This is a genomic window from Stenotrophomonas sp. 109824_Sma (assembly GCF_056480025.1).
In genome coordinates this window covers 2,946,768-2,973,765 of record NZ_CM151078.1, presented here as the reverse complement: position 1 = coordinate 2,973,765, position 26,998 = coordinate 2,946,768, and the positions used below count along the sequence as shown (strand labels likewise).

Here is a 26,998-nt window from a genome sequence, read left to right as displayed (position 1 = left end):
GGCGCGCTCTGCCGCGCAGCGTCAGAAGCTGTAGGCTGCCTGCACATACACCCGCCGCGGCTCACCCGGGAAATGCCCGTTGCGTTCGATGAAGCCGCTGGCCGCATATACCTTGTCGAACAGGTTCTTGACGTTGGCCTGGAACTGCCACTGCTTCCACGTGGTTTTCCAGCTCATGTCGAACACGGTATAGGCCTTCACCGCCTGCCCATCCAGGCTGACACGCTCGCCGACATGATCGGCGCCGAAGCCGATGGCAGAGTTGATCGATGGCAGGTCGTAGCGCGTCCACAGGCCGAGCTTGTTGCGTGGCGCATTTGCGAAGCGGTCGCCGGAGGCATTGGTGATGCCATTCGGTCCAGCATCCTTCACCCGTGCGTCGTTGTAGGCGTAGGTCAGGTTCACCACCCAGCGCTCGGTGACGTCGGCCAGCAGGTCCAGTTCCATGCCCGTACTGCGTACCAGGCCCAGCGCGGCCAGCTGGTTCACGCCGTTCCGTACTTCACCGGTGGCCTGCACGATGTTGCTTCGGTCGATGCGGTAGGCCGCCATGTTCAAGGTCACGCGGTCGGCCAGCAGGGATTTCATGCCGACTTCCCACTGCCTGCTGCGCTCGGCATCGAACGGTCCACCGGCCGCGGGGTTCTGGTTGGCGGCACTCTGCGGCACGAAACCGCTGGCGACGTTGGCATACAGGTTCAGGCCGTCCCGCACGGTAAAGGTGGTGCCCAGGCGCCAGCTGAGATCGTTGCCGTCCACGCTGCTGCCACCCATGCGGTCCTCATCCTTGAAGCCGTCCCAGCGCAGTCCGGCCAGCACGTGCCAGCGCGTGCCCAGTGCCAGCTCATCCTGCAGATAGCCGCCGTAGCGCTTGCTGCGGGTGGAGGTGCTGCGCCAGGGCAGCGTCGCCAGGTTGTAGTCGTGCCAGGTGCTTGCGCCATAGATCGGGTTGAACAGATCGATGCCGCGCACCGGGCCGGCGCCGCGTGCCAGGTCGGCGCTGTTGGCGGTCTGCGCGGTGAATTCGGCGTCGAGCTGATACACGTCGGCACCGAACAGCACCTTGTGTTCGATACGGCCGGTGTTGATCCGCCATATGGCATTGCCGCTGGCGGTGAAGGCCTCGTTGTCACTGATCTGGTTGCGCAGCTGGCGCGTCATCCACTCGGCCACGCCGTCACGGTCACGATCAATCAGCCCCATCGGCTCGTGGTACATCTGGTGCTCGTTGTTGCTGAACCAGCGCGCGGCAATGTCCACGTCCAGGTTGTCGCGCGGTGCGAAGCGGTACTGCGCCAGCGCCACCCTGGCGCGCATGTCGAGGAAATCACTGGCTTCGTTGTGGTTCCAGCGGCGGTCGGTCAGGAAGCTGCCGGCGTCGTTCACCGGCACGCCGCGCAGGCGGTTGCCGCCCAGGTTCTGGGTGATGTCGGTGAACTGCAGCACCAGTTCGCCGGTCTGGCCAACGTCGAAGGCCAGCGATGCATCGCCGATCACGCTTTCGCTGTCGGCATTCCAGCGCAGGCCCTGCTCGCCGTCGGCATACAGGCCGGCGCGATAGCGAATGCTGCCGGTGGCATTCACGGGGCCGATGCCTTCGATCGATCCGGCGCGGAAGTCCTTGTCGCCCACCTGGAACTCGATGCGGCGTTCGGCGGTGGCCTTGGGTTTGCGTGTCACGTAGTTGATGACACCGCCGGCATCACCACCGCCATACAGCGCACCGGCTGGCCCCTTCAGCACTTCCACGCGTTCGATGTTGAACAGCTGTGGCACCGAGAAGCCTGCATAGGGATCACCGCGCAGACCGTCGTACAGCACGTTCTCCTGGCGGAAACCGCGCAGGGTGACGCCGGCATAGCTGAAGAAACTGATGCCGCTGATGCTGCGGTACAGATCGGTGACCTGGCGCGCAGCCTGGTCGTCGATCAGCTCGCGCGGCACGACCTGGATCGACTGCGGTACCAGTTCCAGCGGGGTATCGGTGCGGGTGCCGACGGCCGCATCGCTGGCGCGGTACAGGGTCTGCGCGCGGCCGCGGACTTCGACCTTGTCCAGATCCTTCGGGGCGTCAGCGGGGGCCTCGGAAGACAGTGCAGGCGGAGCCAGGGAAAGGGACAGCGCCAAGCAGAGCGCGGGCTTCAGAGGGGGAGGAAGGGGCATGAGCGGTCACGGTCGGCTGCAAATGAGAAAGATTACCATTTGTAATACTTCGTGACCTATCCCCCGAATGCGCTATGGACGCAGGCCCGGGTCGGTATAGGGGGTTCCCGCCAAAGCCACCAGCACACCGGTGCCACCCCGCAGGATCAGCTGCAGCATGGCCTCGCGTGGATCGTCGCCCTGCCGCTGGCTGGCCAGCCCTTTCTCATAGGCGGCCACCATCGACGCGAGCAGCATGGCTGCGCCCAGGCGTGCCTCCGCGTCGTGCGCCGGTCGGCCGACGGCGTCTGCCATCAGCTGCGCCAGGTCGTCGGCCAGTTGCGCCTGCAGCCGTCGCGCGTGCGCCACCAGCACAGGGCTGTCGGCCACCGTTGACCAGAAGGCCGCCGCACCGGCATTGATCCGCAGCAGGGGATGGCCGCTGGCGAGCAGCTCCCGTACCAGCGATTGAAACGCGGCCAGCGGGGTCATGCCGCGGCGCGCCGTCATGCCCTCGCGGAGCAGGGTGCGGGCCTCCTCATCGCGGTCGAACACCAGGTCTTCCTTGCTGGCGAAGTAATTGAAGACCGTTTTGCGCGAGACCCCGGCTGCATCGGCGATCTCGGACATGGACACCGACTCGAAGCCACGACGGATGATCAGCTCGGTGGCGACGTCCGAAATGGTCTGTCGGGTCTCGGTCTTGCGCTGCTCGCGGCGGCCCGGTGGCGGGGTCATGGGTGGTTCACTTGTGGAAACTTACACCGAGTGTAACATTGGTGTCGCCAGAGTGCCGACCCGGTGCTCACAGGGAATCCTCATGCTGTACGACGTCGTCATTGCCGGGGCCGGCCCGGTGGGTCTGTTCCTGTCCTGCGAGCTGGCCCAGGCCGGCTGTTCGGTCATGGTGCTGGAGCAGGCAGCATCTCCCGAGACACCGTTGAAGCGCCTGCCCTTTGGCCTGCGCGGCTTGAACGCGCCCACCCTGGAGGCACTGGATCGACGCGGCCTGCTGGACGCGGTGGCCTCGCTCCAGGTGCTGAAGCCGGACAAGGGCGCACCGCCGCCGGGCACCGCCCATTGGCTGGCGCAACCGCGACCGCCGGGCGGTCACTTCGCCGGCATTCCTTTCGCCCTGGACAACGTGGACAGTGCACGCTGGCGCCATCGCCTGCCGACGCCGGTGCCCATCCAGATGGCGGTGGAACTGCAGGCGCTGGAAGCCGTGTTGGTCGAGCGTGCGATCGCACTGGGTGTGCGCATCGAGCGCGGCTGTGCGGTACAGGCGGTCCACCCCGGTGAAATGGAGGTGGCCGTCGAGACTGCGGGAGCAACGGTTCGAGGACGCTGGCTGGTGGGCTGCGACGGCGGCCGCAGCACCGTGCGCAAGCAGTGCGGTTTCAGCTTCGTCGGCACTGCCCCTGAATTCACCGGGCACTCGTTGTTGGTCGAGCTGGACGATCCGACGATGCTGACGCCAGGTCGGCAATACACCGATCAAGGCATGTGCAATTTCAATCCACCGGGCGTGGTGGCACTGGCCGACTTCGACGGTGGCGCGGGCCATCGCACGCCACTCGACCAGGAGGCCGCACAGGCGCTGTTGCGGCGCGTCTCTGGTCGCGACGTAGCGATCACCGCGCTGCAGCTGTCGAGCACCTGGACCGATGGCGCGCGTCAGGCGGAGACCTATCGCATCGGCCGCGTGATGCTGGCCGGGGATGCGGCGCATGTGCACTCGCCGCTGGGCGGCCAGGGACTCAATCTTGGCATCGGCGATGCGATGAATCTTGGCTGGAAACTGGCGGCGGTGGTGCGCGGTACCGCCGATGATGGACTGCTTGACAGCTACACGGCCGAGCGGCACCCGATCGGTGCGAAAGTGCTGGACTGGTCGCGTGCACAGGTTGCGTTGATGCGGCCGGGCGCCGGCTCGCGCGCATTGGCGGCGGTGATCGCCGAACTGGCCGACACCCCTGACGGCGCCACGTATCTGGCCGAGCGGGTCTGGGGCGTTGTGCAGCAGGTGGACCTGGGCGGCATCCATCCACTGGTCGGGCGCAGCACGCCCGACGTCCGGCTGGCCGATGGTCGTCGCGTGGGTGAAGCACTGCGGACGGGGCAGGGCGTGTTGCTGCAGTTCGGCCCGGCCGCTTCCTCGGGTGCCGTCACCGAAGGCTGGCGACGGTGCGTTGCCAGCGTAATGGCGGCCGAAGACAGTCCGTTGGGCCTGGCTGCAATGCTGGTGCGCCCGGATGGCATCGTCGCCTGGGCCTGCAATGCCGGTGACACCGAGGCCGGGCTGCGTGAAGCCCTGCAGCGATGGTTCGGTCCGGCGGCCGCGGGTTGACCCGGGTGACAGCGGCGCAGCCGACGCCGGCTGCGCCGATCCCGGTTACAGATCCTTCTTCTTGCCGCTCAGGTCGATCGGCTTGTCACTGCCCTTGCGCTCGCTCGACCACACTTCCATGCCCTTGTTGCAGCGGCTCTCGCGGGCAGCGACCTCGCGTGGCAGGTCCTTCAGCTGGGGCGACTCCTGACAGGCCTGATGCATGTTGCTGTCGTCATAGGTGGCGCAGGCGCTGAGCGACGCCAGGGCGATGGCAATGAGGGTGGCGCGGAGCGGGAGCTGCAGGTCCATGGGGTGGTCTCGGGTGATGCCGGGATGGCCATGGAATTCAAATCCGCGACACCGGGCACGCACAATCGGACCAACTGCACTTGTTATTTTGTAACAGTTACGCGATAGTCCGGCCCTTGCCAGTTCAGGCAATGCAGATCATCAGTACCGTGCACAGCACCAACATCAGCACGAACACGCGTCGGCTCAGTGCTAGGCAGGCCAGATAGGCTGCGAGCGCCCACGCCGCCAGCAGCGCGCAGGCTGCCATCCATAGCCCGATGCCCATCATCGAACCGGCTGCCAACGCAGACAATGCGATGGCCTTGAACAACGCCACGCCCAACACGCTGCCCAGCATGCCGGCCTGCAGGGCGATGGCATCATGGCGGGCAGGTGCGTGGTGGTGGTGCATTGCGGGTCCGGTGCGGGCCGAGAGCGCGGCGTCGGCTGCACTGTGCCGAAATGCACATCCACGAAATGTGTTCATCGCGCGCGAAGACCGCGATGAAGCCCGTTCAGTCGAACTCACCCTCGGCCGATTCCAGACGCTGCCGGTACGCTGCGCGATGCTGGTACAGGCGCTGGCATTCGGCCGACCTGTGGATGCGGCTGCCGGGTTCGTTGGCCACCGAGTCGCACATCCGCGCGATGTGGTTGTTCTCCGCCAGTTCGGTGACGAAGAACACGGCGGTGATGCCGGTGCCAAGCAGCACGACATACAGCAGGCGGCTGAGCCAGCGCGACAGTTTCCGCTCGAAGTGCTGCTGGATGGTCAGGTCGAAGCGGATGATGCTGAGCACGATCCAGACGATGGCGACCAGGAAGCAGAGCGTGGGCAGCAGGCCGCGCCACATTCCTGCTTCGTATACCGACTCGCTGTAATGGACCGCGGCCCCGGCGCCTGCGATGGCGATGGCCAGCGCCCAGTTGCGGCCCAGCGAAAGCAGGTCATCGAGCAGCTTTTCGCGGTTCCTGGTTGGTCCTGCTGCCACGAGGGTTCCTTCTGCCTGTTGCGACCGGCGACGGGCTGCCGCCAATCATGCAGATGGTGGAGCATCGCTTCAGCGATGAGAAGCCTGCCCGCTCAGTATCCGCCTGCGCGTGCACCGATCCAGCGCCGGTAGCGGCGGGTCCGGCATTTGCCAGCAGCCTGTGCCAACAGCAGCGCCCACACCGGTGAGACACCCGGCGCGGTGGGGCGGCGCCGGCTCAGCCGCCCCAGCTGGTACTTCACCGCTGCCATGTGTGCGCTGGCGGCCAACGGCTTGCTGCGCCAGTCGATGGTGCGCAGTGTCGGCACCGGATCGCGTCCCTGCTGCCAGTGTTGCGGCAGATCCGGCTCGATCGCCAGCGCGGTGGCGATGCCGACCATGGCCACACCGCTGTCCCGTACCTGCTCGGCCACGGCGCGACGGCGGATACCGCCGGTGACCATCAGCGGCATCGTCGCCACCGTGGCGATCTCACGCGCGAACTCCAGGAAGTAGGCCTCGCGGGCCAGGCTGCGTTGGTCACGCGCGGCACCGGTCATGGCCGGCGCTTCGTAGCTTCCACCGGACAGCTCGACCAGGTCCACGCCGAGGGGCGCCAGCATTTCCACCACTTCGCGCGCATCCTCGGGCGAGAAGCCGCCGCGCTGGAAGTCGGCGGAGTTGAGCTTCACGGCCACCGCAAACGTGGGTGACACGGTGGCGCGCACGCCCTGCACGATCTCCCGCAGCAGGCGCGCACGGTTGTGCAGGCTGCCACCCCAGCGGTCGTCGCGGCGGTTCGACAGGGGCGACAGGAACTGGCTGAGCAGGTAGCCGTGTGCGGCATGGATCTCCACGCCACTGAAGCCGGCGCGCTCGGCCAGCTCGGCGCTGCGGATGAAGCGGGCGATCACCTCTTCGATGTCCGCCTCGGTCATCGCCCGCGGCGGTGCGAACTGCCTGGACAGCGCGCCCATCTCCAGGGCGACGGCTGACGGCGCGAGTGCGGGTTGGCCGAGCGCGGCCGGCATCTGCCGCCCGGGATGGTTGATCTGCATCCACATCTGCGCGCCCCGCGAGCGCACCGTTTCTGCCCAGGCGATGAAACGGTCGAGGTGGCGATCATCTTCCAGCACCACGCCGCCGGGCCCGGTCATGGCACGGCCATCCACCATCACGTTGCCGGTGATGATCAGCCCTGCGCCGCCATCGGCCCAACGCTGGGACAGCTGCAGCAGCGCAGCGGAAGGCGCGTGGTCGGCGTCGGCCATGTTTTCCTCCATCGCCGCCTTGGCGATGCGGTTGCGGATGACGGCACCGGAGGGCAGTGCCAGGGGCGAGAACAGCGACATCGGACAGCTCCAGGACAGGGGAATGGCGCTACGCTAACCTTCAAGTTTGATTGAAGGTCAACAGGCTCCGATGTCGAAGATTCATACAGATGAAGATCGGTGAGCTGGCCCGCCTCACGGGCCTCGCGGCGTCGCGCATCCGCTTCTATGAAGACGCGGGGCTGCTGGTGGTGCAGCGCCAGGCCAATGGCTACCGTGACTACCCGGAACAGGCGGTGCTGCTGCTGGAGCTGATCACGGGCGCGCAGCGTGCAGGCTTCAGCCTGGAAGAGATCCGCGCCCTGCTGCCGCCGGACATGGGCCAGTGGCAGCACGATGCGTTGATCACGATGCTGCAGCAGAAGGTGGCCGACATCGAGGCATTGCAGCTGCGGTTGGCAGAGAGCCGGGCGCACCTGCTGGCCCTGATCGAGGACATCCAGGCACGGCCGGACGGCATCGACTGTGCAGCCAATTCGCGGCGGGTGCTGGACCGCGTGAAGCGCGGCGAGCTGGCGCGGCCGACCCTGGCGGCCGGCGATACCGCGTTGCTGCGTCCGGATCGCCGCCGCCGCTTGGGCAGCGGCTGACGACCCGGCGCGGTTTCTTCAGTGGCTGCCGGCGACGGCAGTCTTGCGCTTCTTGTCCAGCGTCACTGCCACGCACCACAGCAGCAGGCCGCCGATCGCGGTGGCTGCGCCGACATAGCCGGTACTGGCCGGGCTGAAGCCGGCGCTGATCGCCATGCCGCCCAGCCACGGGCCGAGCGCATTGGCGGTATTGAACGCGGCGTGGTTGGAGGCCGCTGCCAGCGTCTGCGCTTCACCGGCCACGTCCATCAGGCGGGTCTGCAGCACCGCCGCCAGCGCGCCCATGGTGCCGACGGTGATGATCATCGGGCCGATGGTCCACACCGACTGCGCGGCCAGCGGATACAGCAGCAACATCACGATCGACCACAGCAGCACCACGGCGGCGGCCTTGAAGTGGAACTTGTCCACCAGCCAGCCACCGGCGATGTTGCCGATGATCGCGCCGATGCCGAACACGCCCACCGCCAGCGGCATCCACGATTCGGCCACGCCGGTGACCTGCACCAGGGTCGGTGCCAGGTAGGTGAACACACAGAACATGCCGGCGAAACCGACCGCACCGATCGCCAGCGCCAGCCACACCTGGGTGGTGTTGAAGGCGCGCAGCTCGCGCATCGGCGAGGTACGCACTTCATCCGGGTCCGGCAGCAGGAAGCGCGCGATCATCGCCACGGTGGCGATGGCCAGCACGCTGACCAGGGCAAAGGCGGTGCGCCAGCTCAGCTGCTGGCCCAGCCAGGTGGTCAGCGGGTTGCCGACCAGGATCGCGATCGACAGGCCCAGCAGCACGCGCGACATCGCCTGGCCGCGCTGGCCGGCGGGACTGATCGCCGCGGCCACCAGCATCGCCACGCCGAAGTAGGCGCCATGCGGCAGGCCGGCAACGAAGCGCGCCACCAGCATCGTGCCGTAGTTCGGTGCCAGCGCGCTGGCCAGGTTGCCAATGGCATAGAAGCCCATCAGCGCCAGCAGCAGCTTGCGGCGTGGGAAGCTGGCGCCGACGAAGGCGAGGATCGGGGCGCCGACCACCACGCCGATGGCGTAGGCGCTGATCAGATGGCCGACCTGGGTTTCGGAGATCGACAGGCCACGGCTGATCTCCAGCATCAGGCCCATGCTGGCGAACTCGCTGGTACCGATGGCGAAGCCACCTAGCGACAGGGCGAGGATGATCAGGGTGCGCTGACGGGGCGTCAGCCGCGCAGCCAGGGAAGAGTTGGGGCTCATGCGGGGGCGCGATGGGGGCGGGGAGCCGGCCATTGTACTGCTGCACCGCAGCAGGGGCAGCCACGCTGGGGGTAAATCAGTGTTTGATCGGTGGTAATGCCGCCTCCGCTGCGGGAGGGGCCGCCGATCCGTGCCGCCGGTGTGCATGTGCAGACGACATGCCAGCGGGCATGATGGCGGTGCAGGGGACTGTGGCGTTGCTCAAACAAGGAGGCGGATCGATGCAGGAGTTCAGGCACGTGCTGGAGTCGCGCGGGCGCTATCAGCTGGTAGCGGTGTCCTACGCGCCGGTGTACGCTCCGGGCGATGTGGTCGGCCATGCGGTCGTCGCCGACGATGGGGATCGTCTGACCGACCTGATATCACTGGCCGAAGCGCGCCAACGCTTGTTGCAACTGGTGCGTGAGGAGGGCGAGGAGCCCGGGCTGGAGAATGAGAACCACCTGCGGAAGAAGGCGTCGCGCTGGCGCCACCGCTAGGCCGTCGCGCCGCGTGCGCATCATGGAGGATTCGGGTGTTGCCCAGTAAGAAGTATCTGCTCATCGCCATCATCACGCTGGCGACCCTGCTGCTTGGTTTCGTGTTTTCCGGTTACCTGACCCTGCTGTTCCTGGGGCTGGACACCCAGCTGTTCACCTGGAACACCTACTACCAGTACGTCCACGCCATCGGCCAGCCGCAGGTTGCGCCCTTCGTGGGCAAGATCAAATGGGCAGGCTACGTGGGCTTCGGCCTGCCCCTGCTGGTGCTGCTGGTGACCGGCCTGGTGCTGCTGATGAAGAAGGACAAGCGCTCGCTGCACGGCGACGCGCGCTTCGCCACCGGTGCCGACCTGGCCAAGCACGGCATGTTCAAGAAGACCGGCCAGAGCATCGTGGTCGGCAGCCATGGCGGCAAGCTGGTGCGCCTCGATGGCCAGCAGTTCGTGATCCTGGCCGCGCCGACCCGCTCGGGCAAGGGCGTGGGCGTGGTCATCCCGAACCTGCTGGAGTACGGCGAATCACTGGTGGTGCTGGACATCAAGCAGGAGAACTTCGACCTGACCAGCGGCTGGCGCGCCAGCCAGGGCCAGGAGATCTACCTGTTCAATCCCTTCGCCGAGGATCGGCGCACGCACCGCTGGAACCCGCTCAGCTACGTCTCCGACGATCCGGCCTTCCGCGTCTCGGACCTGATGAGCATCGCTGCGATGCTGTATCCGGACGGGGCCGAGGACCAGAAATTCTGGGTCAGCCAGGCACGCAACGCGTTCATGGCCTTCACCCTGTACCTGTTCGAGAACTGGGACGACGAGCGCAGCAGTGGCTTCCCGGGCGGCTCGGGCACGCCCACGCTGGGCGCGGTGTACCGGTTGTCCTCTGGTGACGGCACCGAACTGAAGAAGTACCTCAAGACCCTGTCGGAGCGATCGTTCCTCAGTGCCAACGCACGTTCGGCGTTCGCCAACATGCTGTCGCAGGCCGATGAGACCTTCGCCTCGATCCTGGGCACCTTCAAGGAGCCGCTGAACCCCTGGATCAATCCGGTGCTGGACAAGGCCACCAGCTGCAACGACTTCCTGCTGACCGACGTCCGCAAGAAGAAGATGACCATCTATATCGGCATCCAGCCGAACAAGCTGGCCGAGAGCCGGCTGATCATCAACCTGTTCTTCAGCCAGCTGATCAACCTCAACACCAAGGAACTGCCCAAGTCCAACCCGGACCTGAAGTACCAGTGCCTGCTGCTGATGGACGAATTCACCTCGATCGGCAAAGTGGAGATCATCGCCTCGGCGGTGTCCTACATGGCGGGCTATAACATCCGCCTGCTGCCGATCATCCAGAGCATGTCGCAGCTCGATGCCACCTACGGCCGGGAAGTCTCGCGCACGATCATCACCAACCACGCCCTGCAGATCCTGTACGCGCCGCGCGAACAGCAGGATGCCAACGACTACTCGGACATGCTGGGCTACACCACGGTGCGCAAGAAGAACGTCACCCATGCCCGCGAGAAGACCCACAACTTCACCGAGGAACGGCGCGCGCTGATGCTGCCGCAGGAGCTGAAGGCGATGGGGCCGGACATGGAGGTGTTCCTGTACGAGGGCATACCGCATCCGGTGAAGTGCGACAAGATCCGGTACTACAAGGACCGTTACTTCACTTCGAGACTGCTGCCGAAGGTGGACGTTCCGATGCTCAAAGTCTGAATTCACAGATGTAAAAATGTGAACTTCATTCGTATTCAGTAACGTGAATTGGTGAGCTTCGTCAAAAAAATAGCACGGAGAGATAGATTTTCAGGTTTTCCTGACATGGAATTGACGCGTGGTTGTGCGACCCTATGTTTGAGGTCCGGAAATATGTGCCGGGTGTCAAAGTTTCAGCAGTAGGGTGGCCAGGAGTTTGTGCCATGGAAACAAGGATGGTTTCGACGTTGGTAAGGGTGTGCAGGTGCGTGGCGGCTGAAGTCCGTCGCTCGGCCTGCAACCTGGTTGGCAGCCGCAAGGCTGCAGGGGAGCCGGGGCAGGTGTGCTGCAATCCAGCGCGTCTCCCCGTTTCCGGCGTGCGCCATGCAGCGCCGGACGACCAGGGATCCAACGCTCGGAACTGCTTTTTCGTACGTCAAAGTGAAGCCCGTATGAATCAGGCGTTTATCGCAAAAATGTCCATCGCCGCAGTGGCGGCGCTGATGGTGGCAGGTTGTGCCACCAAGTCCGCTCCCGATTTCGGAGGCCGTTGGAAGCCGGTCAACCGCTTTGCTGCGGCAACGACCGAAATCCCGCTGTACTCCAGCTACGTCTACCAGGCCTCGCCGATGGATGGCACGCTCAAAGCCATGCTCGAGCGCTGGGCCAAGGATTCCGGACGCACGCTGGACTACCGCCTCAGCTCGGACTTCACCCTGTTTGGCGCGGTCTCGAACATCGACACCACCAATGCACAGCAGGCCGTGATCGATCTGACCGCAGCCTATGCAGCGCAGGGCATCTCCGTCTCCATCGTTGGCAACCAGATCGTTGTGCAGAGCGCAGGCTCGACGCCGACCGCGTCGGCGCAGGGCGCTGAGTCCAGCAGCGGCACCTGAGTCCACCTCGAAATCATCGAACGTGCCGCTCCCCGCGCCTGTCGCAGGGGTGCCACGCCCATTGATGTTTCAGCAGTACGGAAGAATCCATGTTCCGCAAGAAGGATCCCGGCAATAGTCCCAAGGTCGAGCAGTCGGTCGCCAAGGCGGTCAGCTACGAGATCACCGTGGCCGACATGGCACGCCGCAGCGAGCGACGTGCGTGGTGGGTTGCCACAGGCTCATTGCTGATGTCGCTCGCCCTCGCGGGCGGCTACTACTACATGCTGCCGCTGAAGGAGAAGGTGCCGTTCCTGGTGATGGCCGATGCCTACACCGGCACCGCGACCGTCGCGCGCCTGAGTGGCACCTTCCAGGGCGAGACGATCACCACCAACGAAGCGATCAATCGCAGCAATGTCGCCCAGTACGTGCTCGCGCGCGAATCGTACGACTCGGCGGTGATGGGCCTGCGCGACTGGGAACTGGTGTTCGTGATGTCCACCGATCCGGTGGCGCAGTCCATGCGCGTGCGCTATGCCGGCAACAACCCGCAGAACCCGTTCGTGATGTATGGCCGCGAGCGCGCCATCCGGGTCAAGATCCTCAGCATCACGCCGCTGGGCGCCGAGCCGAACGGCAGCTTCCGCGGCGCTTCGGTGCGCATCCAGCGCAGCCTGCTGGACAAGCGCACTGGCGTCGCCACCTACCTGGACAACCAGCTGGTGACGATGCGCTTCGGCTACAACCAGAACCTGGCGCTGTCCGAACAGGATCGCATCCTCAACCCGCTGGCGTTCCAGGTCACCGAGTACCGCGTCGACAACGACTACTCGCGTGGCGTGCCAGTGCCGGATGACGGCGCCATGCAGGCGCAGGCGCAGCAGGCCGCGCAGCAGGCGCAGGGCGTCTACGATCCGAACAATCCGGCCGCGGCCACGATGATCGATCCGGCTACCGGCCAGCCGGTCGCGGTTCCGGCCAACGGCCAGGTGCCGGGCCAGCCGATGCAGGGTCAGCCCGTACAGGGGCAACCCATGCCGGGTCAGCCGGTGCAGGGGCAAGCAATGCCGGGGCAGGTCATGCCCGGACAGCCGGCCATGAGGCCGGCGCAGAACAATTCCACCGGAACTGCTGATGGAGCAAGCAACCGATGAGTAGTCGAAATATCAGGGGAAGCGCACTGGCGCTGCTGTCGATGTTGTCGTTGCTGTTCTCAGCAGCGGCAATGGCGCAGGCGGTTGACCATTACGAGTACGAGAAGGACCGTATCTATCCGGTTCGCACCGGCCTGGGTCTGACCACCCAGATCGAGTTGAGCCCGAACGAGAAGATCCTCGACTACAGCACCGGCTTCAGCAGCGGCTGGGAACTGACCCGCCGCGAGAACGTGTTCTACATCAAGCCGAAGAACGTCGACGTCGACACCAACATGATGGTGCGCACCGAGACCCATTCCTACATCTTCGAGCTGAAAGTGGTGGCCACCGACTGGCGCCAGCTGGAACAGGCCCGTCGTGCAGGCGTGCAGTACAAGATCGCCTTCGTCTATCCGAACGACACCGTGTTCGGCGTCGCCCAGGAGGCGGTCGAGGAAGAGGCCAAGCCGTTGTTGAGCTCTGAACTGGCCAAGGACCGCCAGTACAACTTCAACTACTCCTATTCGACCAGCAAGGCGAAGAAGATGGGGTGGCTGATCCCGGTCAACGCCTATGACGATGGTCGTTTCACCTACCTGAAACTGCCGAATTCGCCGGAGTACAAGACCGGCATCTTCCCGGCGGTGTTCGGTCGCGAAACGGAATACGGTGAAGACTTCGTGGTCAACACCACGGTTGAAGGCAATACGCTGATCGTGCACGGGACGCACCCGTACCTGGTCATCCGCCACGGCGACTTCGTCGTCGGCCTGCGAAGGAACGTGAAGAAATGAGCCAGCAGAACACTCCCGGAAACGACCCGAACAACGGACGCGACGAGAGCCAGAGCCCGTACGGCGCACAGGGTGCCCCGGACGCGCAGTCGAACCCGTACTTCGGCACGACCCAGGCCGAGCCTGCGCCGGATCTGGATGCGGCCGCACCGCAGCTGCGCTCGGCCGAAGAGCAGCGGCTGAACCGCAAGGCGCTGATGTTCCTCGGTGGCATCGTGCTGCTGCTGGTGGCCATGGGCTTCCTGCTGTTCCGCAAGGGCCAGGAGGGCGATGACGCCGCGCAGAAGGTGCCGGATGTCGCACGTGCCAGCACGCCGACACTGCCGGACGTTGCGCCGCCTCCGCAGGCGCCGCCGACTGCCGCCGAACCGATTCCGATGCTTCCGCCGATGTCGCAGGACGAAGGTCCGAAGCTGGTGCCCATCGCGTCCCGGCCGGAAGCCATGGAACCCCGTGGGCCGACGCTGGTCGAGCGCCGGATGGCCGGCGTGGATGATGCCGCGCTTGCGGCAGGCAATCGCGCGCAACCGCAGCGCAGTGCGATCGACGAGCAGACCCGCCAGGCGCTGCTTGCGAACATGATGCCCAACCAGCAGGGGCAGCAGAAGATCCGCCGTGGGCCGGACGTGGAAGACGTCTCCAGTGCCACCTACATCCAGAGCCCCGATGCGCTGCTGGTGCGTGGCACCTACCTGCGTTGCGTGCTGGAAACCCGCATCATCACCGATCTCGCCGGCTATACCTCGTGCCTGCTGACCGAGCCGGTGTACTCGATCAATGGTCGCAACCTGCTGCTGCCGAAGGGCTCCAAGATCTATGGCGCTTACGGCGGCGGTCCGATGGGCAAGCGCGTGGAAGTGATCTGGGATCGCATCACCACTCCCAATGGCATCGACGTTGCGATGTCCAGCCCGGGCGTGGATCAGCTGGGTGGCGCCGGTCATCCGGGCCAGTACAGCGCGCACTGGGGCAGTCGTATCGCCTCGGCGCTGATGATCAGCCTGATTTCCGATGCCTTCAAGTACGCAGCCGCCGAACACGGTCCGGAGACGACCACCATCGCCAACAACGGCATGACGGTGCAGTCGCCCTATGAGAGTGCTACCGCACGCACGATGGAGCGCCTGGCCAACGAGGCACTCAGCAGCAACCGCCGTCCGCCGACCGTCACCATCAACCAGGGCACGATCGTGAACGTCTACGTTGCCAAGGACGTCGACTTCACCAACGTGCTCCACCCCCGCCGGTAACCCAACGAACGATCATGGACGCCGAAGTGTCACCCCTCGCCCTCGTCTCCAGCGATTTCCTGCGCTATCAGTACGAAGTGCTGGGCATCGCCGAGTACATGACGTCCCCGGAAGTGACGGAAATCTGCATCAATCGTCCCGGTGAGCTGTACCTGGAAACCCGGGCGGGGTGGCAGCGGGTAGACGTGCCGAGCCTGACCTTCGAGCGGGCCCGGCAGTTCTGCACGGCGGTGGTGAACGAGAGCAACACCGGCCAGCGCATCACCGATGCCGATCCGGTCGTGTCGCTCACGTTCCCCACCGGCCAGCGTGCGCAGTTCGTGATTCCGCCCGCATGTGACGCTGGCAAGGTGTCGATCACCATCCGTCTGCCGTCCAAGCACACCAAGTCGCTCAGCCAGTATCACGAAGACGGCTTCTTCAATCAGATCCTGGAAAGCGATGGCAGCATCAGCGAGCAGGATCGCGAACTGCTGGAGCTGCGCCATTCGCGCGAGTACGCCGAGTTCTTCCGGCGTGCGGTGATGTACCGCAAGAACATCGTGGTATCCGGTGCGACCGGTAGCGGCAAGACCACCTTCATGAAAGCGCTGGTCAATCATATCCCGGACAGCGAGCGCCTGGTCACGATCGAGGACGCGCGCGAACTGTTTCTGACCCAACCCAATGTCGTGCACCTGCTGTATTCCAAGGGTGGACAAAGCACCAGCAATGTCAGCGCCAAGAGCTGCATGGAAGCGTGCCTGCGCATGAAGCCCGAACGCATCATCCTGGCAGAGCTGCGAGGTGATGAAGCGTTCTACTTCATCCGCAACTGCGCATCGGGCCACCCGGGTTCGATCACCAGTTGCCACGCGGGCAGCCCGGAGCAGACCTGGGACCAGCTGGCATTGATGGTGAAGGCCTCGACCGAAGGTTCGGGCCTCGAATTCAACGTGATCAAGCGACTGTTGATGATGACCATCGACATCGTCGTGCATATCAAGGCGCATGCCGGTTCGCGCTACATCACCGGCATCGACTTCAATCCTGGGCGTGCCCAGGGGCAGGAGGGCTGAAGGATGCTGCCAGGACTGGAAATGATGGCGTGCCCGGAGATGGCCGTCTCGATGGATGTGATGCAGCACGTCATCAACGTCGAATCGTCGCGCAATCCCTACGCCATCGGCGTGGTCGGCGGCGCACTGGTGCGCCAGCCCAAGGCCTTGGATGAAGCGCTGGCGACGGTGCGCATGCTGGAAGAGAAGGGCTACAACTTCTCCATCGGGCTGGCCCAGGTCAATCGCTACAACCTCGGCAAGTACGGCCTGGATTCCTACGAGAAGGCCTTCCAGCAGTGCCCGAACCTGCAGGCGGGTTCGCGCATTCTCGCCGAGTGCTACAAGCGCTCCGGCGGTGACTGGGGCAAGTCGTTCAGCTGCTACTACTCGGGTAATTTCGAGACCGGCTTCCGTCACGGCTACGTGCAGAAAGTCTATGACTCGATGCGCCGCGGGCAGCAGCTTGCCAGCAATGGTGTTGCGCCGATCGACGTGGTGAGTCGCGGTGAACGCCGCAGCATGAAGGTCGAGCATCATCCGCAGTTGGCATCTCCGGCGCAGGCCCGCATCGTTGCGCAGTCCAATGGTCCGGTGTACGTGCCGTCGGAAGACCCGGCACGCGCGTATGTCGTGTATCCCTCCACCGGTGCGATGGCGCGGGGCAGCCTGCTGAACATCGCCGACCAGGCACTGTCCAAGGTAGTGCTGGGTTCGGTGGACCGGATGATGCAGCCGCAGGCGCAGCCCACCCAAGGGGCCGCCTATCCGCAGCAACAGGCCAGTGGCATGCCGCAGCAACTGCCTCAGCAGGGTGCTGCGCAGGCGATGGCCATGCCGCAGCAGTTGCCAGGCGCTGCCGGCGCCGGCAATGAGGGGCCCGTGATGCTGCGGCCCTGGAGCGAGCGCAACCAGCCTGTCGCCGGTGGCGACAATTCATTCAACGCACCGGTGCAGGCTGCGCCGGCGCAGCAGATTCCCGCAGGGGATGCGGCCTTCGTGTTCTGACGAAGTCGTGGTGCGGCCAGTCCCCCGGCTGGTCGATTCAGTTGTGTTAGTCCATCAACAAGGAAATCAATCCATGAAGCGATCCAATCTCGACCTCGTCCAGGCCCAGCGCACGCTGAAGACCCTGCTGATGGCCACGATCTTCGTTGGCGCACTGTTCGCCCCGCAGGTGTTCGCCACCGGCACCGACTTCGGCGGCACCGACAAGAAGGTCTGCGGTTTCTTCTCCAACATCAACGGCCTGCTGAACATGGCCTCGATCGCCGTGGTGACCATCGCGGTGATCTTCGCCGGCTACCAGATCGCCTTCGCGCACAAGCGCATCGGTGACGTCGCGCCGATCCTGATCGGTGGCGTGCTGATCGGTGCCGCTGGCCAGATCGCGCGCATGCTGCTGGGCGAGGGCAGCGACGGCAAGTGCACCGGCGGCAGCACGACGTACTACCTGATCAACAACGCGATCCAGTACTACAGTGCATAAGAACGTCCTGTTCCGCGGTTGCACGCGTCCAGCGATGTTCCTGGGCGTGCCCTACCTGCCATTTTTCATGGTGGCGGGCGGGCTGTTGCTCCTCAGCGTGTACACGAACTTCTGGTTCCTGCTCACCATTCCGGTGGCGATCTTCATCATGCGGCACATGGCCAAGCGTGACGAAATGATCTTCCGGTTGCTGGGCCTGCGCCTGATGTTCAAGCTGAAGGTGCGCAACGTGCCGGAACACGATGGCATGTGGGTGTTCAACCCCAATCACTACCGCAACAAGCCGGCCCGAATGGATTGAGGTCCGGATCCGGCCTGGCGGGCGTTCTCGCCCGCCAGGTCTCTTGAAACTCCTTGGCAGTACCTCTTTGGAAGCAGTCGTATGTTCAGCCCTGACACCTCCATCAGTGAGTTCATCCCGTTGTCGTCGCATGTCGCTCCGAACGTGGTCAAGACCACGGGCGGCGACTACCTGATGACCTGGCATCTGGAAGGACTGCCGTTCGTCGGCCGTGAGGAGTGGGAGCTCGAGCATCGCCACAACACGTTCAACCGCCTGCTGCAGACCCTGCGCGCACCGGACTTCGTCAACGTCGCTTTCTGGGTGCACGACATCCGTCGCCGCCGCACGCTGAAGGGCAAGAGCAGCTACAAGCAGCGCTTCAACCAGGACGTGTCCGACCAGTACATGGGCATGTTGTCCTCGCAGCGCATCATGCAGAACGAGCTGTACCTGACCATGATCTACCGCCCGGTGGTGGCCGGTAAGCGCTTTGTCGAAAAGTCGGCGAACGTAGACAAGCTGCGCGCCGAGCAGGAACAGGCGGTCGAGAAGCTGATGGAACTGGCCGGCAACGTCGAGGCCGTGATCCGCGACTACGCGCCGTATCGCCTGGGCATGTACGAAGCCAAGAACGGTGTGGTGTTCTCGGAAACGCTGGAGCTGTTCGGCTACCTGATCAATCGCATCGATGAGCCGGTGCCGGTGCTGTCGGCGCCGATCAAGGATTACCTGCCTGTCAGCCGCCACATGTTCTCGGCCAAGACCGGCGATTTTGCGATCAACACCCCCAATGGCGCCAACCATTTTGGCGCCATCCTGAACATCAAGGAGTATGCCGAGGGGACCTACCCGGGCATCCTCAACGGCCTGAAGTACCTGGATTACGAGTACGTCATCACCCATTCGTTCAGCCCGATGGGGCGTCAGGATGCGCTGAAGGTGCTCGACCGCACCAAGGGCATGATGATCTCCTCCGGCGACAAGGCGGTCAGCCAGATCGTCGAGCTGGACCAGGCCATGGATCAGCTGTCGTCGGGCAACTTCGTGCTGGGTGAATACCACTTCATCATGGCGGTCTACGGCGACACGCAGGCCAAGCTTTCGCAGAACGTCGCCTCGACCCGTGCCGAGCTGTCCAACGCCGGTTTTGTGTCGACCAAGGAAGACCTGGCGGTTACCTCGTCCTTCTATTCGCAGCTGCCGGGTAACTGGCGCTACCGCACTCGCCTGGCCAATGTCAGTTCGCTGAACTTCCTGGGCCTGTCGCCGCTGCACAACTTCGCCACCGGCAAGCAGCACAACAATCCGTGGGGCGACTGCGTCACCACGTTGCAGACCACCAACGGCCAGCCGTACTACTTCAATTTCCACGCGACCCATCCGTCGGAAAACTCGCTGGGCGAGAAGGCGATCGCCAACACCATGGTGATCGGCAAGTCCGGTACCGGTAAGACCGCGCTGATCAACTTCCTGCTCAGCCAGGTGCAGAAGTACGAGCCGTCGCCGACCATCTTCTTCTTCGACAAGGATCGCGGCGCGGAGATCTTCGTGCGTGCCTGCGGAGGCAACTACCTGGCCCTGGAGAACGGCGCGCCGACCGGCTTCAACCCGTTCCAGTGCGAGAACAACGAAGCCAACGTGCAGTTCTTGGCCGACCTGATCAAGGTCTTGGCCGGCAAGCGTGAGTACAGCGCCCGCGAGGAAGAAGACATCTATCGCGCGGTGGAAAGCATGCTCGATACGCCGATGCACCTGCGCAGCATGACCAACTTCCAGAAGAGCCTGCCCAACATGGGTGACGATGGCCTCTACGCGCGCATGCGCCGCTGGACCTCGGGCAATTCGCTGGGCTGGGTATTCGATAATCCGATCGATACCGTTGACCTGAGCAAGGCCAACATCATCGGTTTCGACTACACCGACATCATCGACAACCCAGAAGTCCGCGTGCCGGTCATCAACTACCTGCTGCACCGCCTGGAGTCGCTGATCGACGGCCGTCCGCTGATCTACGTGATGGACGAATTCTGGAAGATCCTGGACGGCGAAGGTGGCCTGAAGGAGTTCGCTAAGAACAAGCAGAAGACCATCCGTAAGCAGAATGGTCTGGGCATCTTCGCTACGCAGAGCCCGGAGGATGCGCTGAAGAGCGATATCTCCGCCGCCCTGATCGAACAGACCGCCACGCTGATCCTGCTGCCGAACCCGAACGCCAGCAAGAGCGACTACATGGATGGCCTGAAGCTGACCGAGGCCGAGTTCAATGTGGTTACCGCCTTGGACGAGCGCTCGCGTTGCTTCCTGGTCAAGCAGGGTCATGCGTCCAGTGTCTGCCAGCTCAACCTGCGCGGCATGGACGACATCCTGTCGGTGATCTCGGCGTCGACCGACAACATCGACATCATGCATCGTGTCCTGCAGACCGCCGCCGTGCGTGCACGTGTGACGGTGGATGAGCTGACGCCGGAACAGTGGCTGGAAGATTTCTACAAGAACCGCAAGGGCTCCGGAAAGCCCGCATCCAACAGCAAGGAGGTTGCAGCATGACTGTCGCAACAGACGTGAACGCAGCAAGCCCTTTGAATTCGATGGAGAAGAACATGGAAACCACTGCCCGTACTGCCAAGACGCCGAGTGCAGTCTCCCGGCTCCGTTCCACCGCCATGGCGATTTCCGTCGCCGCATTGCTCAGCTTCCCCGTGAAGGGATACACCATCCCGGTGGTTGAGGTTGGCTTGAATACCTTCAACAGCACGCTGACTGAGGTCCATACGCTTGCCGCTCAGGGGGAAGCCTTGCTCGAGTACAGTACCCAGGCGCAACGGTTTCTGGAAACAACTCAGAACTGGGCGCAGAAGCTGGCGAAGTTCAATCAGATCATCGCCTCGCCACTGATGCCTCAAGGCGTGAAGCTGGAGCCGGTTCCGCTTGAGTGGAATGTCGCCGAGCGCTGCGGCGCCGGCAATATCATGAGCCTGAGCGGTATCCTCACTGCGTTGGACTTGAGCCCGGGTGGGGACATCGTGGCCCAGCAGCGCAACATCTGCGCTGCAATCCAGGTCATGGAGAATCAGAAGTACAACGAGACCGTGGAAGTTGTGCAGAAGACGATGCCCGACATGCGCAGGGTGCTGGACAGGATCAAGGATATCCGTGATCTGTGGAGCGGCGAGGGTGCGATGGCAGAGGCCTCCGCGAATGCAGTCGTTTCTGATGCCTATATGCAGGCAGATTTTGCGACCTGGGAAAAGAAGACTGAAGGGTATGACAAGCAGATTCAGGCGCTGACCAAGATGCAGCAGATTCTTGCGCAGCGCGCATTGAAGGGTACCGGCCAGTCACCTCTCGGTACCGTAGTGAAGGCCGCGGCACTGAAGGCAGCGCTCTCCAACTGATTAGACGCTGCTCCGGTCGAGCTGCAATCACATTCTAGGTGAAGTTATGGATCTTGGGCTGATGGATGGCATCTTGGGGCAAGGCCCCCTGCACATGCTGCAGAATCTGCACGCGTCATCCTCAATTGGGGACTTTGTGTTCTTCCGGCTTATCCTCGATTACCTGCATAAGGAAATCGCGGAGTACGGCGTCAAGCTGCTTGGACGCATGATGGCGTGGGTCGGTGGCATTGCACTGACTCTCATGACGCTCTGGGTGCTGATTCAGGGTTTCCGGATCGCCACCGGTCGCAGCCGCGATTCGATGATGGTGCTCGTGACCAACATGGCCAAGGCTGCGCTGATCGTGTCGGTTGCCACGACCATGGGTATGTTCGGTCGCGAGATGCATGGCTTTCTCATCAATGACGTGAAGAACGAGATCACTTACGTCGTGACCGGGAAGAAGGACTCACCGGAGGATCTGATCGATGAGAACCTGGGGTACATGCAGCTGGCGCTATCCAGCGTTGACGCGCTGGACGTGATGAGTGACGTGACGCTGGACAACGCGAAGACCCGTGCCATGTGGTTCATTGGTATGGGCACGGGTGGTCCGGCAGTCACGGCTGGCTCAATGCTTCTGCTGTACGAGGTCGCGCTGGCGTTGTTCATCGGCCTGGGGCCACTGTTCATCCTGTGCTTGCTGTTTGACCAGACCAAGCAGCTGTTCCAGAAGTGGCTGCTCTACGGCATAGGCACGATGTTCTCCATGGCGGTTCTGGCAGCCATGACCGGCATTGCGATGAAAATGGTGTCCAAGGTTGCGTTCGCCTTTTGGGGAAGCACGTTGACGGGTACGCTGATGGGTGAGAATTTCAGCGAAGGTATGTCGAGCATGGCGCTGCAGCAAGGCGGCATGGGCCTGATCCTGACCACGCTGATTCTGACTGCGCCCCCAATGGCGGCGATGTTCTTCCAGGGAACATTGGGCAGCTTCATGGCATATTCGCAGATAGGCGGCAGCGCAGTACCGGCATCGCCGGGCCCGAATGGTCAGCCGCCGGGTTCGACGGGAGGTGGTCAGAGTTACAAGCCAGAGGCACCTTCCTCAGCTGCGGGATCTCAGTTGGGCGGGGGACAGGCGGTAATGCCAAGATTGCAAGGTGGGCATGAGCCTCAGCATCCATCTTCTGGCCTCAGAGGGAACGCCAATTCAGGAATTGCCTAGTTTGTTCGCTTGGCTGGAGACGGTGGAGGGACGCTCGCTATGAAGTTGATTGCACATTGGGTGCTGCTTGCCTCGTGTCTGTTGCTGTTGGGTGGTGTTGATCGTGCGTGGGCAGAAGGAAACTGCCCGCCCGGGTATTACCCTATTGGCGGTCAGGGCGCGCGCGGATGTGCGCCGATTCCGGGAGGTGCCGCTGGAAGCGCTGCCCCCTCTGAGATCCGTCTCGCAACTCCGACTGGCAAATGGACCAAGACCTGGGGGGCAATTGCGGAGTCGAAGAGCACTCAGGATGCCGGGGTTTCAACAGGGTTGCGATCCAAGAATGAGGCTGAGCGCGAAGCAGTTTCAAAGTGTGGGGCTTCAGGTGCCCGAGACTGCACAGTCAGCATGAGCTATTTCAATCAGTGTATTTCCTGGGTCATTCCAAGTGGGCGATCCGGTGCCGGGCGTGCGGGACTTGGGACAGGGGCTACCCCCGAGTTGGCGCATGCCGCGTCGGAAGCAATGTGCCGCAATGATCGCGCAGGACGATGTGAAGTGTTCTATTCGAACTGTACCAAGCCATTGTTTGATGAATTTTGACCAAGGGCGTGCGGCAAGGAATATCAGAGCAATGGCATACCAGGAGACGCGCGCGCCGGTCGAGTCAATGCGTTGCCTGAGTGCCCCAAGCGGTCAGCCGAGCACGAATCTCCCGAGCATGGCAGCGGTCCTGCATCGGCAGTCGCCAGACAGGCTGCGCGCCTGATTGCACGAGTGGCCTCAGCCAGACGCCGCACCGTAAAGAAAAGAACAGTCGCATGGTGGCCAATATCGCCCACTCTTGGAGCGCGATCGCCGCTGGCAGTGCGCCGAAGGGCTCCGCGATCCATTTGGGGTTGAACGAGCGTGATGCACGTGACACCGCGGTCAGTCAGTGCGGAGCAGGTGACTGCAAAGTGGTGGCTGCTGTCACGCTTGGCCAGTGCGCCGCAGTGGTCCGTGCCCGCAGTAGTGGCAGTGACGTTGAGCAGACCTATTCTGCAGTGGCCGGGACACTGCCCGAGGCGGAGGAAAAGGCAGTGGGAGAATGTATCGATGCCGATGCGAAAGCCTGTTCTCTGCTACTCAACAACTGCACGTGAGACTACGGGCGATTTGGGGGCGTTGCGCCGCCTTCGACCGTCTTGCTTCGTGGACGCAGCCCCGAATTTTGTGACTGGTAGCGCCATTTCAAGCTTTCGATCTTCGACGCAAGCGACCTCCTCGCGCTAAGCTCTCTTGGCGTCAGAAAAATGACGCTTCGGCGCTACCGATTGCAGGAGCTTTCCCGTCCATGAGGACCCTGTCCCCCCGCTCAATGGGTGACGCTTGTCACCGTCGCTGCCACGGTGCTCCCGGAGCTATCATCCGCATCTGCAGGGTGACTGGCGCGACTGGGCAACGCCACTATGCCTGCCTACGACGCGAGCATCGGCGAGACGATATTGAAGGAGTGGGAGGGGATGGAAGACAGGGCTGGCGCACACATGGACGATGCCCTGGCATTTGTTCCGTCCGGTGCGAACCTGCTGGAAGCCGTCAGGGGCGAGCTCAACGGCGATGGCATCGAGTATCAGCTGCTGGTCATCGATCAGCCGACGCCGGAAGGGCTGGTGCCTGGCCAGCACGGACCCAACCGGGTGCTGCTGTTGCTGCGCGGTGACGGGCGCGGGCGCTGGCAGCTGGCTGCGCGCAACGACAAGCTGGTGCCGTGTTCCACCCGAGGTGGCCTGGCCGGCGATCCTTTTGCGTATGCAATGGTCGAGGAAGGCACCTTCAGCGTGATCACCAACGGCGGTAGCCGCGAGCGCTGGAGCAGCACCTACCGGTTCCGCTATGCGCCCGCGGACAAGGCCTGCTGGGTGGACGGGGTGAGATGCAAGGTCGTGGATATCGAGACCGAAGCGACCAATGTCCGTGATTACTCGGTGGCGGAGCTGGGCAGGGTGCGGTTCGAGGACTTCGACCCGTCCAGTGTCGCCGAGGTGTCGCTTCCATGAGCAAAGCTCCAACCGGCGGAAGGGAATCCGCGCTGATGAAGATTCAGGAGTTGCACCGTGTCGCAGGATAGAGAGTCGCAGCTGTTGCGGCAGGCCACGGAGGCCGGCATGACCTCGTCCCGGGAACTGGCCAACTTCATGGCGCAGGCCGGGCACGAGTCCCGTGGCCTGAGCCGGCTCAATGAAAGTTTCAACTTCACCCGGGGTATCTCGCAGATCCCGGTGGAAGCGGCGTGGCGCAATGGCAATGGCGCGCTTGAGAGCGCCCGCCAGGAGGCGCTGCGTGGGCGGCCGGAGAACCTGGCCGAACTGATGTATGGCGGGCGCATGGGCAATGACGCGCCCGGTGACGCACTGAAGTATCACGGACGTGGCTATCTGCCGCTGGTCGGCAAGGAGAATTACGAGCGTGCCGGCAAGGCGCTGGATCTGGACCTGGTGAATCAGCCGGAACTGGCTGCGCAGCCCGAGCACGCAGGCCGTATTGCGGTCTGGCAGTGGCAGACGCGGGTACCCGAGGCGGCGCGCGAGGATGTGCGCGAAGCGACGCGTGCGATCAACGGCGGCCTGAACGGTATCGAGGCCCGCCAGCAGAGATTCGATGTGTGGCAGCAGAAGCTGACGCCTGATGTGATGGCGCGGCTGGAGCGGGGCGAAGTCGGGGCGCCGGCCCAGCAGGCCACCGTGCGCGACATGTCGCAGCCGGGCGAGCCGGGACACGGCCTGTTCCAGGGGGCGCGCCAGCACCTGCAGCAGATGGGACCGCAGAGCGGATTGCGCAGTGGGCAGGAGCTTGACAATGCCGCCGGCGCACTGGCGCTGAGCGCGCAGAAGGCCGGGATGTTGCGCATCGATCACCTCCTGGCCGGCAATGATGGCCGCACGCTGTTTGCGGTGCAGGGCGCGCTGGGCGATCCGGCCATGTTGCGCGCATCGGTCGATCGCGAACAGGCGGCGCAGCAGCCGCTGGCGCAGAGCAGCCAGCAGTTGGCCGCCAGCGTTGCGCAGCAGGACCCGGCGGCTGCGCTTGCCCGCGAGCACGAGCAGCGTTCGCGATCCCTGTAACACCTGACGCCGGCGGGCGGGGTGCCCGCTGGCGATCTACGTACGACGCGTGGCGCCCCCGTGGCGCCGACATGGAAACCCACTTGTAAGGACACCACATGCGAATCGTTCCCTCGAATGCCCGGCACGCCGCTGCCCGCTGCAATGCATCCATGCGCCGCCTGCCGCCGCTCTGGCTGCTGTCACTTGGACTTGCCGCAGCGTCGGCACAGGCTCAGGAGGCGGCGGCACCCGCCGTGGAGACGCCCCTCGCTGCAGAGGCAACCGTTGACGCGCCTGCAGGGGCGGCGCCCGTTGCAGCACCCATGGCGGCCGAAGCTGTGGTCGTGGCACCGGCTCCCGAAGTACCGGTTGCCGTGACACCTCCTGCGACACCTGTGGTGGACGCGCAACCGGCGCCGACTGCGGAACCGGCGCCTGCGCCCGTTCCGCCCGCAGCGGCGGCGCCTGTGGCTGCATCGCCTGCCGTCGTCGAACCAACGGTCCCGGCGGTAGCGCCGGCACCGCCTGCATTGGCCATCGTGCCGTTGCCGCCCGAGCAGGCGACCGAGCGTGCGCTTGGTGCCCGCTGCCCGGTGGATCTGGCCGGGCGCCTGGCGACCCAGGGCGACCTGCTGATCGGCGCCTGCCAGGGCACGATGCCGGCGCATCTGGCTGCGATGCTGGTCGCGCTGCCCCAGCAGGACATCCACCTGCCGCGCAGCTGGCGCGAGCGAGAGGTACAGCAGAAGGCCTGGTTCAAGGCCGTGCCGGGCTACGGCCAGCGCCCGGACTTCATCGTGCGGATGGGTGACATCTGGGTGCGTTCGCTGGAAGGGCGCGACGCCGACAGCACGTTCTATCTGGTGTCAGCGCCGTTCACCTGCAGCGACCGGGTCGCCAACCCCGATGAGTACGGCGCGGAGCCGGTACGTGTGCCAGCGGGTGACTGCCGCGAGGCCTATATGGCCCAGCGCGTGTACCAGGTGCGTGGGGACGCCGCGCCGAGGGATGTGACCGCCGATGCCATGCCGGCCATGCCCCAGGTGACGGAGGCTGAACGTGCGCGCCAGCTGTCGCGCGAGGGCCGGATCAGCCTGGACCACAGCAAGTTGCAGTACGGTCCGGCCATGCGCTGGTTCGTGCAGTACCCCGAGTCGGCGCAGAAGGGCAGTCCGCGTGCCTACAGCGACTGGAACCGCGAGCACATCGCGTTCGTGGTCTGGACCGGTGATCGCTTCGAGCTGCGAGAGAAGGTGGCGCGTGCGCAATGGCCCTGCGATCCGGTGGCACCAGGCGATCGCGCCTGTGGTGGATTCCCGGATTCCGGGCCGGATCTGTTCGTGACCGCCAATGGGTCTGGAGCGATCGCAGCCTCCAGCCCCTGAGGCGCGGTGT

General features: G+C 64.1%; 27 protein-coding genes. 20 read left to right on the top strand and 7 right to left on the bottom strand.

Annotated features, from left to right (window positions below):
* Nucleotides 1-21 precede the first annotated feature (21 nt).
* Nucleotides 22-2,163, bottom strand: coding sequence for a TonB-dependent siderophore receptor (locus tag ACZK1G_RS14135; protein ID WP_478447600.1), 2,142 nt, complete (start codon nt 2,161-2,163; stop codon nt 22-24).
* A 72-nt stretch (nt 2,164-2,235) separates the two neighbouring features.
* A complete protein-coding gene (locus tag ACZK1G_RS14130; protein WP_049444320.1) occupies nt 2,236-2,880 on the bottom strand; it encodes a TetR/AcrR family transcriptional regulator in 645 nt (214 codons plus the stop codon).
* Nucleotides 2,881-2,962: 82 nt separating this feature from the next.
* Here ACZK1G_RS14130 and ACZK1G_RS14125 point away from each other — a divergent pair, with 82 nt between their 5' ends.
* On the top strand, nt 2,963-4,492 hold the full coding sequence (locus tag ACZK1G_RS14125) for an FAD-dependent monooxygenase (RefSeq protein WP_101765728.1): 1,530 nt from the start codon (nt 2,963-2,965) through the stop codon (nt 4,490-4,492).
* Nucleotides 4,493-4,537: 45 nt separating this feature from the next.
* Here the strand turns inward: ACZK1G_RS14125 and ACZK1G_RS14120 are convergent, their stop codons facing one another.
* From ACZK1G_RS14120 to ACZK1G_RS14105, 4 genes are all read right to left on the bottom strand, one after another.
* Entirely contained in the window at nt 4,538-4,783 is a 246-nt protein-coding gene (locus tag ACZK1G_RS14120) for a hypothetical protein (RefSeq protein ID WP_049444316.1), read from the bottom strand.
* A 124-nt stretch (nt 4,784-4,907) separates the two neighbouring features.
* The gene (locus tag ACZK1G_RS14115) at nt 4,908-5,177 is read right to left on the bottom strand and encodes a hypothetical protein (protein ID WP_014037661.1); all 270 of its coding nucleotides are present in this window, start codon (nt 5,175-5,177) and stop codon (nt 4,908-4,910) included.
* 103 nt (nt 5,178-5,280) lie between these two features.
* Nucleotides 5,281-5,757 carry a hypothetical protein gene (locus ACZK1G_RS14110; RefSeq protein WP_049444314.1) on the bottom strand — a complete coding sequence of 159 codons (477 nt, stop codon included), beginning with the start codon at nt 5,755-5,757 and terminating at the stop codon, nt 5,281-5,283.
* A gap of 92 nt (nt 5,758-5,849) precedes the next feature.
* A complete protein-coding gene (locus tag ACZK1G_RS14105) occupies nt 5,850-7,088 on the bottom strand; it encodes an NADH:flavin oxidoreductase/NADH oxidase family protein (RefSeq protein WP_101765727.1) in 1,239 nt (412 codons plus the stop codon).
* 89 nt (nt 7,089-7,177) lie between these two features.
* Here ACZK1G_RS14105 and ACZK1G_RS14100 point away from each other — a divergent pair, with 89 nt between their 5' ends.
* Nucleotides 7,178-7,657, top strand: coding sequence for a MerR family transcriptional regulator (locus ACZK1G_RS14100; RefSeq protein ID WP_049444310.1), 480 nt, complete (start codon nt 7,178-7,180; stop codon nt 7,655-7,657).
* A gap of 18 nt (nt 7,658-7,675) precedes the next feature.
* Here the strand turns inward: ACZK1G_RS14100 and ACZK1G_RS14095 are convergent, their stop codons facing one another.
* Nucleotides 7,676-8,887: an MFS transporter gene (locus ACZK1G_RS14095; protein WP_049444308.1), complete on the bottom strand. Its 1,212-nt coding sequence runs from the start codon at nt 8,885-8,887 to the stop codon at nt 7,676-7,678.
* A gap of 221 nt (nt 8,888-9,108) precedes the next feature.
* Here ACZK1G_RS14095 and ACZK1G_RS14090 point away from each other — a divergent pair, with 221 nt between their 5' ends.
* The 18 genes from ACZK1G_RS14090 to ACZK1G_RS14005 all read left to right on the top strand — a co-directional run bounded on the left by ACZK1G_RS14090 (nt 9,109) and on the right by ACZK1G_RS14005 (nt 26,988).
* Entirely contained in the window at nt 9,109-9,366 is a 258-nt protein-coding gene (locus tag ACZK1G_RS14090; protein WP_049444463.1) for a hypothetical protein, read from the top strand.
* Between the two features lie 35 nt (nt 9,367-9,401).
* Complete coding sequence (locus ACZK1G_RS14085) at nt 9,402-11,081, top strand: type IV secretory system conjugative DNA transfer family protein (protein ID WP_101765726.1); 1,680 nt, start codon at nt 9,402-9,404, stop codon at nt 11,079-11,081.
* Between the two features lie 431 nt (nt 11,082-11,512).
* The gene (locus ACZK1G_RS14080) at nt 11,513-11,959 is read left to right on the top strand and encodes a hypothetical protein (RefSeq protein WP_042358796.1); all 447 of its coding nucleotides are present in this window, start codon (nt 11,513-11,515) and stop codon (nt 11,957-11,959) included.
* Nucleotides 11,960-12,048: 89 nt separating this feature from the next.
* A complete protein-coding gene (locus ACZK1G_RS14075) occupies nt 12,049-13,095 on the top strand; it encodes a VirB8 family type IV secretion system protein (RefSeq protein ID WP_101765725.1) in 1,047 nt (348 codons plus the stop codon).
* A complete protein-coding gene (locus ACZK1G_RS14070) occupies nt 13,092-13,871 on the top strand; it encodes a TrbG/VirB9 family P-type conjugative transfer protein (protein WP_101765724.1) in 780 nt (259 codons plus the stop codon). Before ACZK1G_RS14075 ends, ACZK1G_RS14070 begins: the two co-directional genes overlap by 4 nt.
* The gene (locus ACZK1G_RS14065; protein WP_101765723.1) at nt 13,868-15,121 is read left to right on the top strand and encodes a TrbI/VirB10 family protein; all 1,254 of its coding nucleotides are present in this window, start codon (nt 13,868-13,870) and stop codon (nt 15,119-15,121) included. The genes ACZK1G_RS14070 and ACZK1G_RS14065 overlap by 4 nt, the downstream gene beginning before the upstream one ends.
* A gap of 14 nt (nt 15,122-15,135) precedes the next feature.
* Nucleotides 15,136-16,179: a P-type DNA transfer ATPase VirB11 gene (gene virB11, locus ACZK1G_RS14060; protein ID WP_049444303.1), complete on the top strand. Its 1,044-nt coding sequence runs from the start codon at nt 15,136-15,138 to the stop codon at nt 16,177-16,179.
* Nucleotides 16,180-16,182: 3 nt separating this feature from the next.
* Nucleotides 16,183-17,166, top strand: coding sequence for a lytic transglycosylase domain-containing protein (locus ACZK1G_RS14055; RefSeq protein ID WP_101765722.1), 984 nt, complete (start codon nt 16,183-16,185; stop codon nt 17,164-17,166).
* Between the two features lie 73 nt (nt 17,167-17,239).
* On the top strand, nt 17,240-17,647 hold the full coding sequence (locus ACZK1G_RS14050; protein ID WP_049444299.1) for a TrbC/VirB2 family protein: 408 nt from the start codon (nt 17,240-17,242) through the stop codon (nt 17,645-17,647).
* Nucleotides 17,640-17,948, top strand: coding sequence for a VirB3 family type IV secretion system protein (locus ACZK1G_RS14045; protein ID WP_080347493.1), 309 nt, complete (start codon nt 17,640-17,642; stop codon nt 17,946-17,948). Before ACZK1G_RS14050 ends, ACZK1G_RS14045 begins: the two co-directional genes overlap by 8 nt.
* Nucleotides 17,949-18,029: 81 nt before the next feature.
* Nucleotides 18,030-20,477, top strand: a complete 2,448-nt coding sequence (locus tag ACZK1G_RS14040) for a VirB4 family type IV secretion/conjugal transfer ATPase (RefSeq protein WP_101765721.1) — start codon at nt 18,030-18,032, stop codon at nt 20,475-20,477.
* Nucleotides 20,474-21,325: a hypothetical protein gene (locus ACZK1G_RS14035; protein ID WP_101765720.1), complete on the top strand. Its 852-nt coding sequence runs from the start codon at nt 20,474-20,476 to the stop codon at nt 21,323-21,325. Before ACZK1G_RS14040 ends, ACZK1G_RS14035 begins: the two co-directional genes overlap by 4 nt.
* 61 nt (nt 21,326-21,386) lie before the next feature.
* Nucleotides 21,387-22,535 (top strand): TrbL/VirB6 family protein, encoded by a 1,149-nt coding sequence (locus ACZK1G_RS14030; RefSeq protein ID WP_101765719.1) that lies wholly within the window; start codon nt 21,387-21,389, stop codon nt 22,533-22,535.
* Nucleotides 22,536-22,574: 39 nt separating this feature from the next.
* Nucleotides 22,575-23,117, top strand: coding sequence for a DUF4189 domain-containing protein (locus ACZK1G_RS14025; RefSeq protein ID WP_101765718.1), 543 nt, complete (start codon nt 22,575-22,577; stop codon nt 23,115-23,117).
* A gap of 218 nt (nt 23,118-23,335) precedes the next feature.
* Nucleotides 23,336-23,659 carry a DUF4189 domain-containing protein gene (locus ACZK1G_RS14020; protein ID WP_101765717.1) on the top strand — a complete coding sequence of 108 codons (324 nt, stop codon included), beginning with the start codon at nt 23,336-23,338 and terminating at the stop codon, nt 23,657-23,659.
* Between the two features lie 360 nt (nt 23,660-24,019).
* The gene (locus tag ACZK1G_RS14015) at nt 24,020-24,556 is read left to right on the top strand and encodes a hypothetical protein (protein WP_101765716.1); all 537 of its coding nucleotides are present in this window, start codon (nt 24,020-24,022) and stop codon (nt 24,554-24,556) included.
* Nucleotides 24,557-24,613: 57 nt separating this feature from the next.
* Nucleotides 24,614-25,621: an XVIPCD domain-containing protein gene (locus ACZK1G_RS14010; RefSeq protein ID WP_101765715.1), complete on the top strand. Its 1,008-nt coding sequence runs from the start codon at nt 24,614-24,616 to the stop codon at nt 25,619-25,621.
* A gap of 98 nt (nt 25,622-25,719) precedes the next feature.
* The gene (locus ACZK1G_RS14005) at nt 25,720-26,988 is read left to right on the top strand and encodes a hypothetical protein (protein WP_424143698.1); all 1,269 of its coding nucleotides are present in this window, start codon (nt 25,720-25,722) and stop codon (nt 26,986-26,988) included.
* Nucleotides 26,989-26,998: the final 10 nt, after the last annotated feature.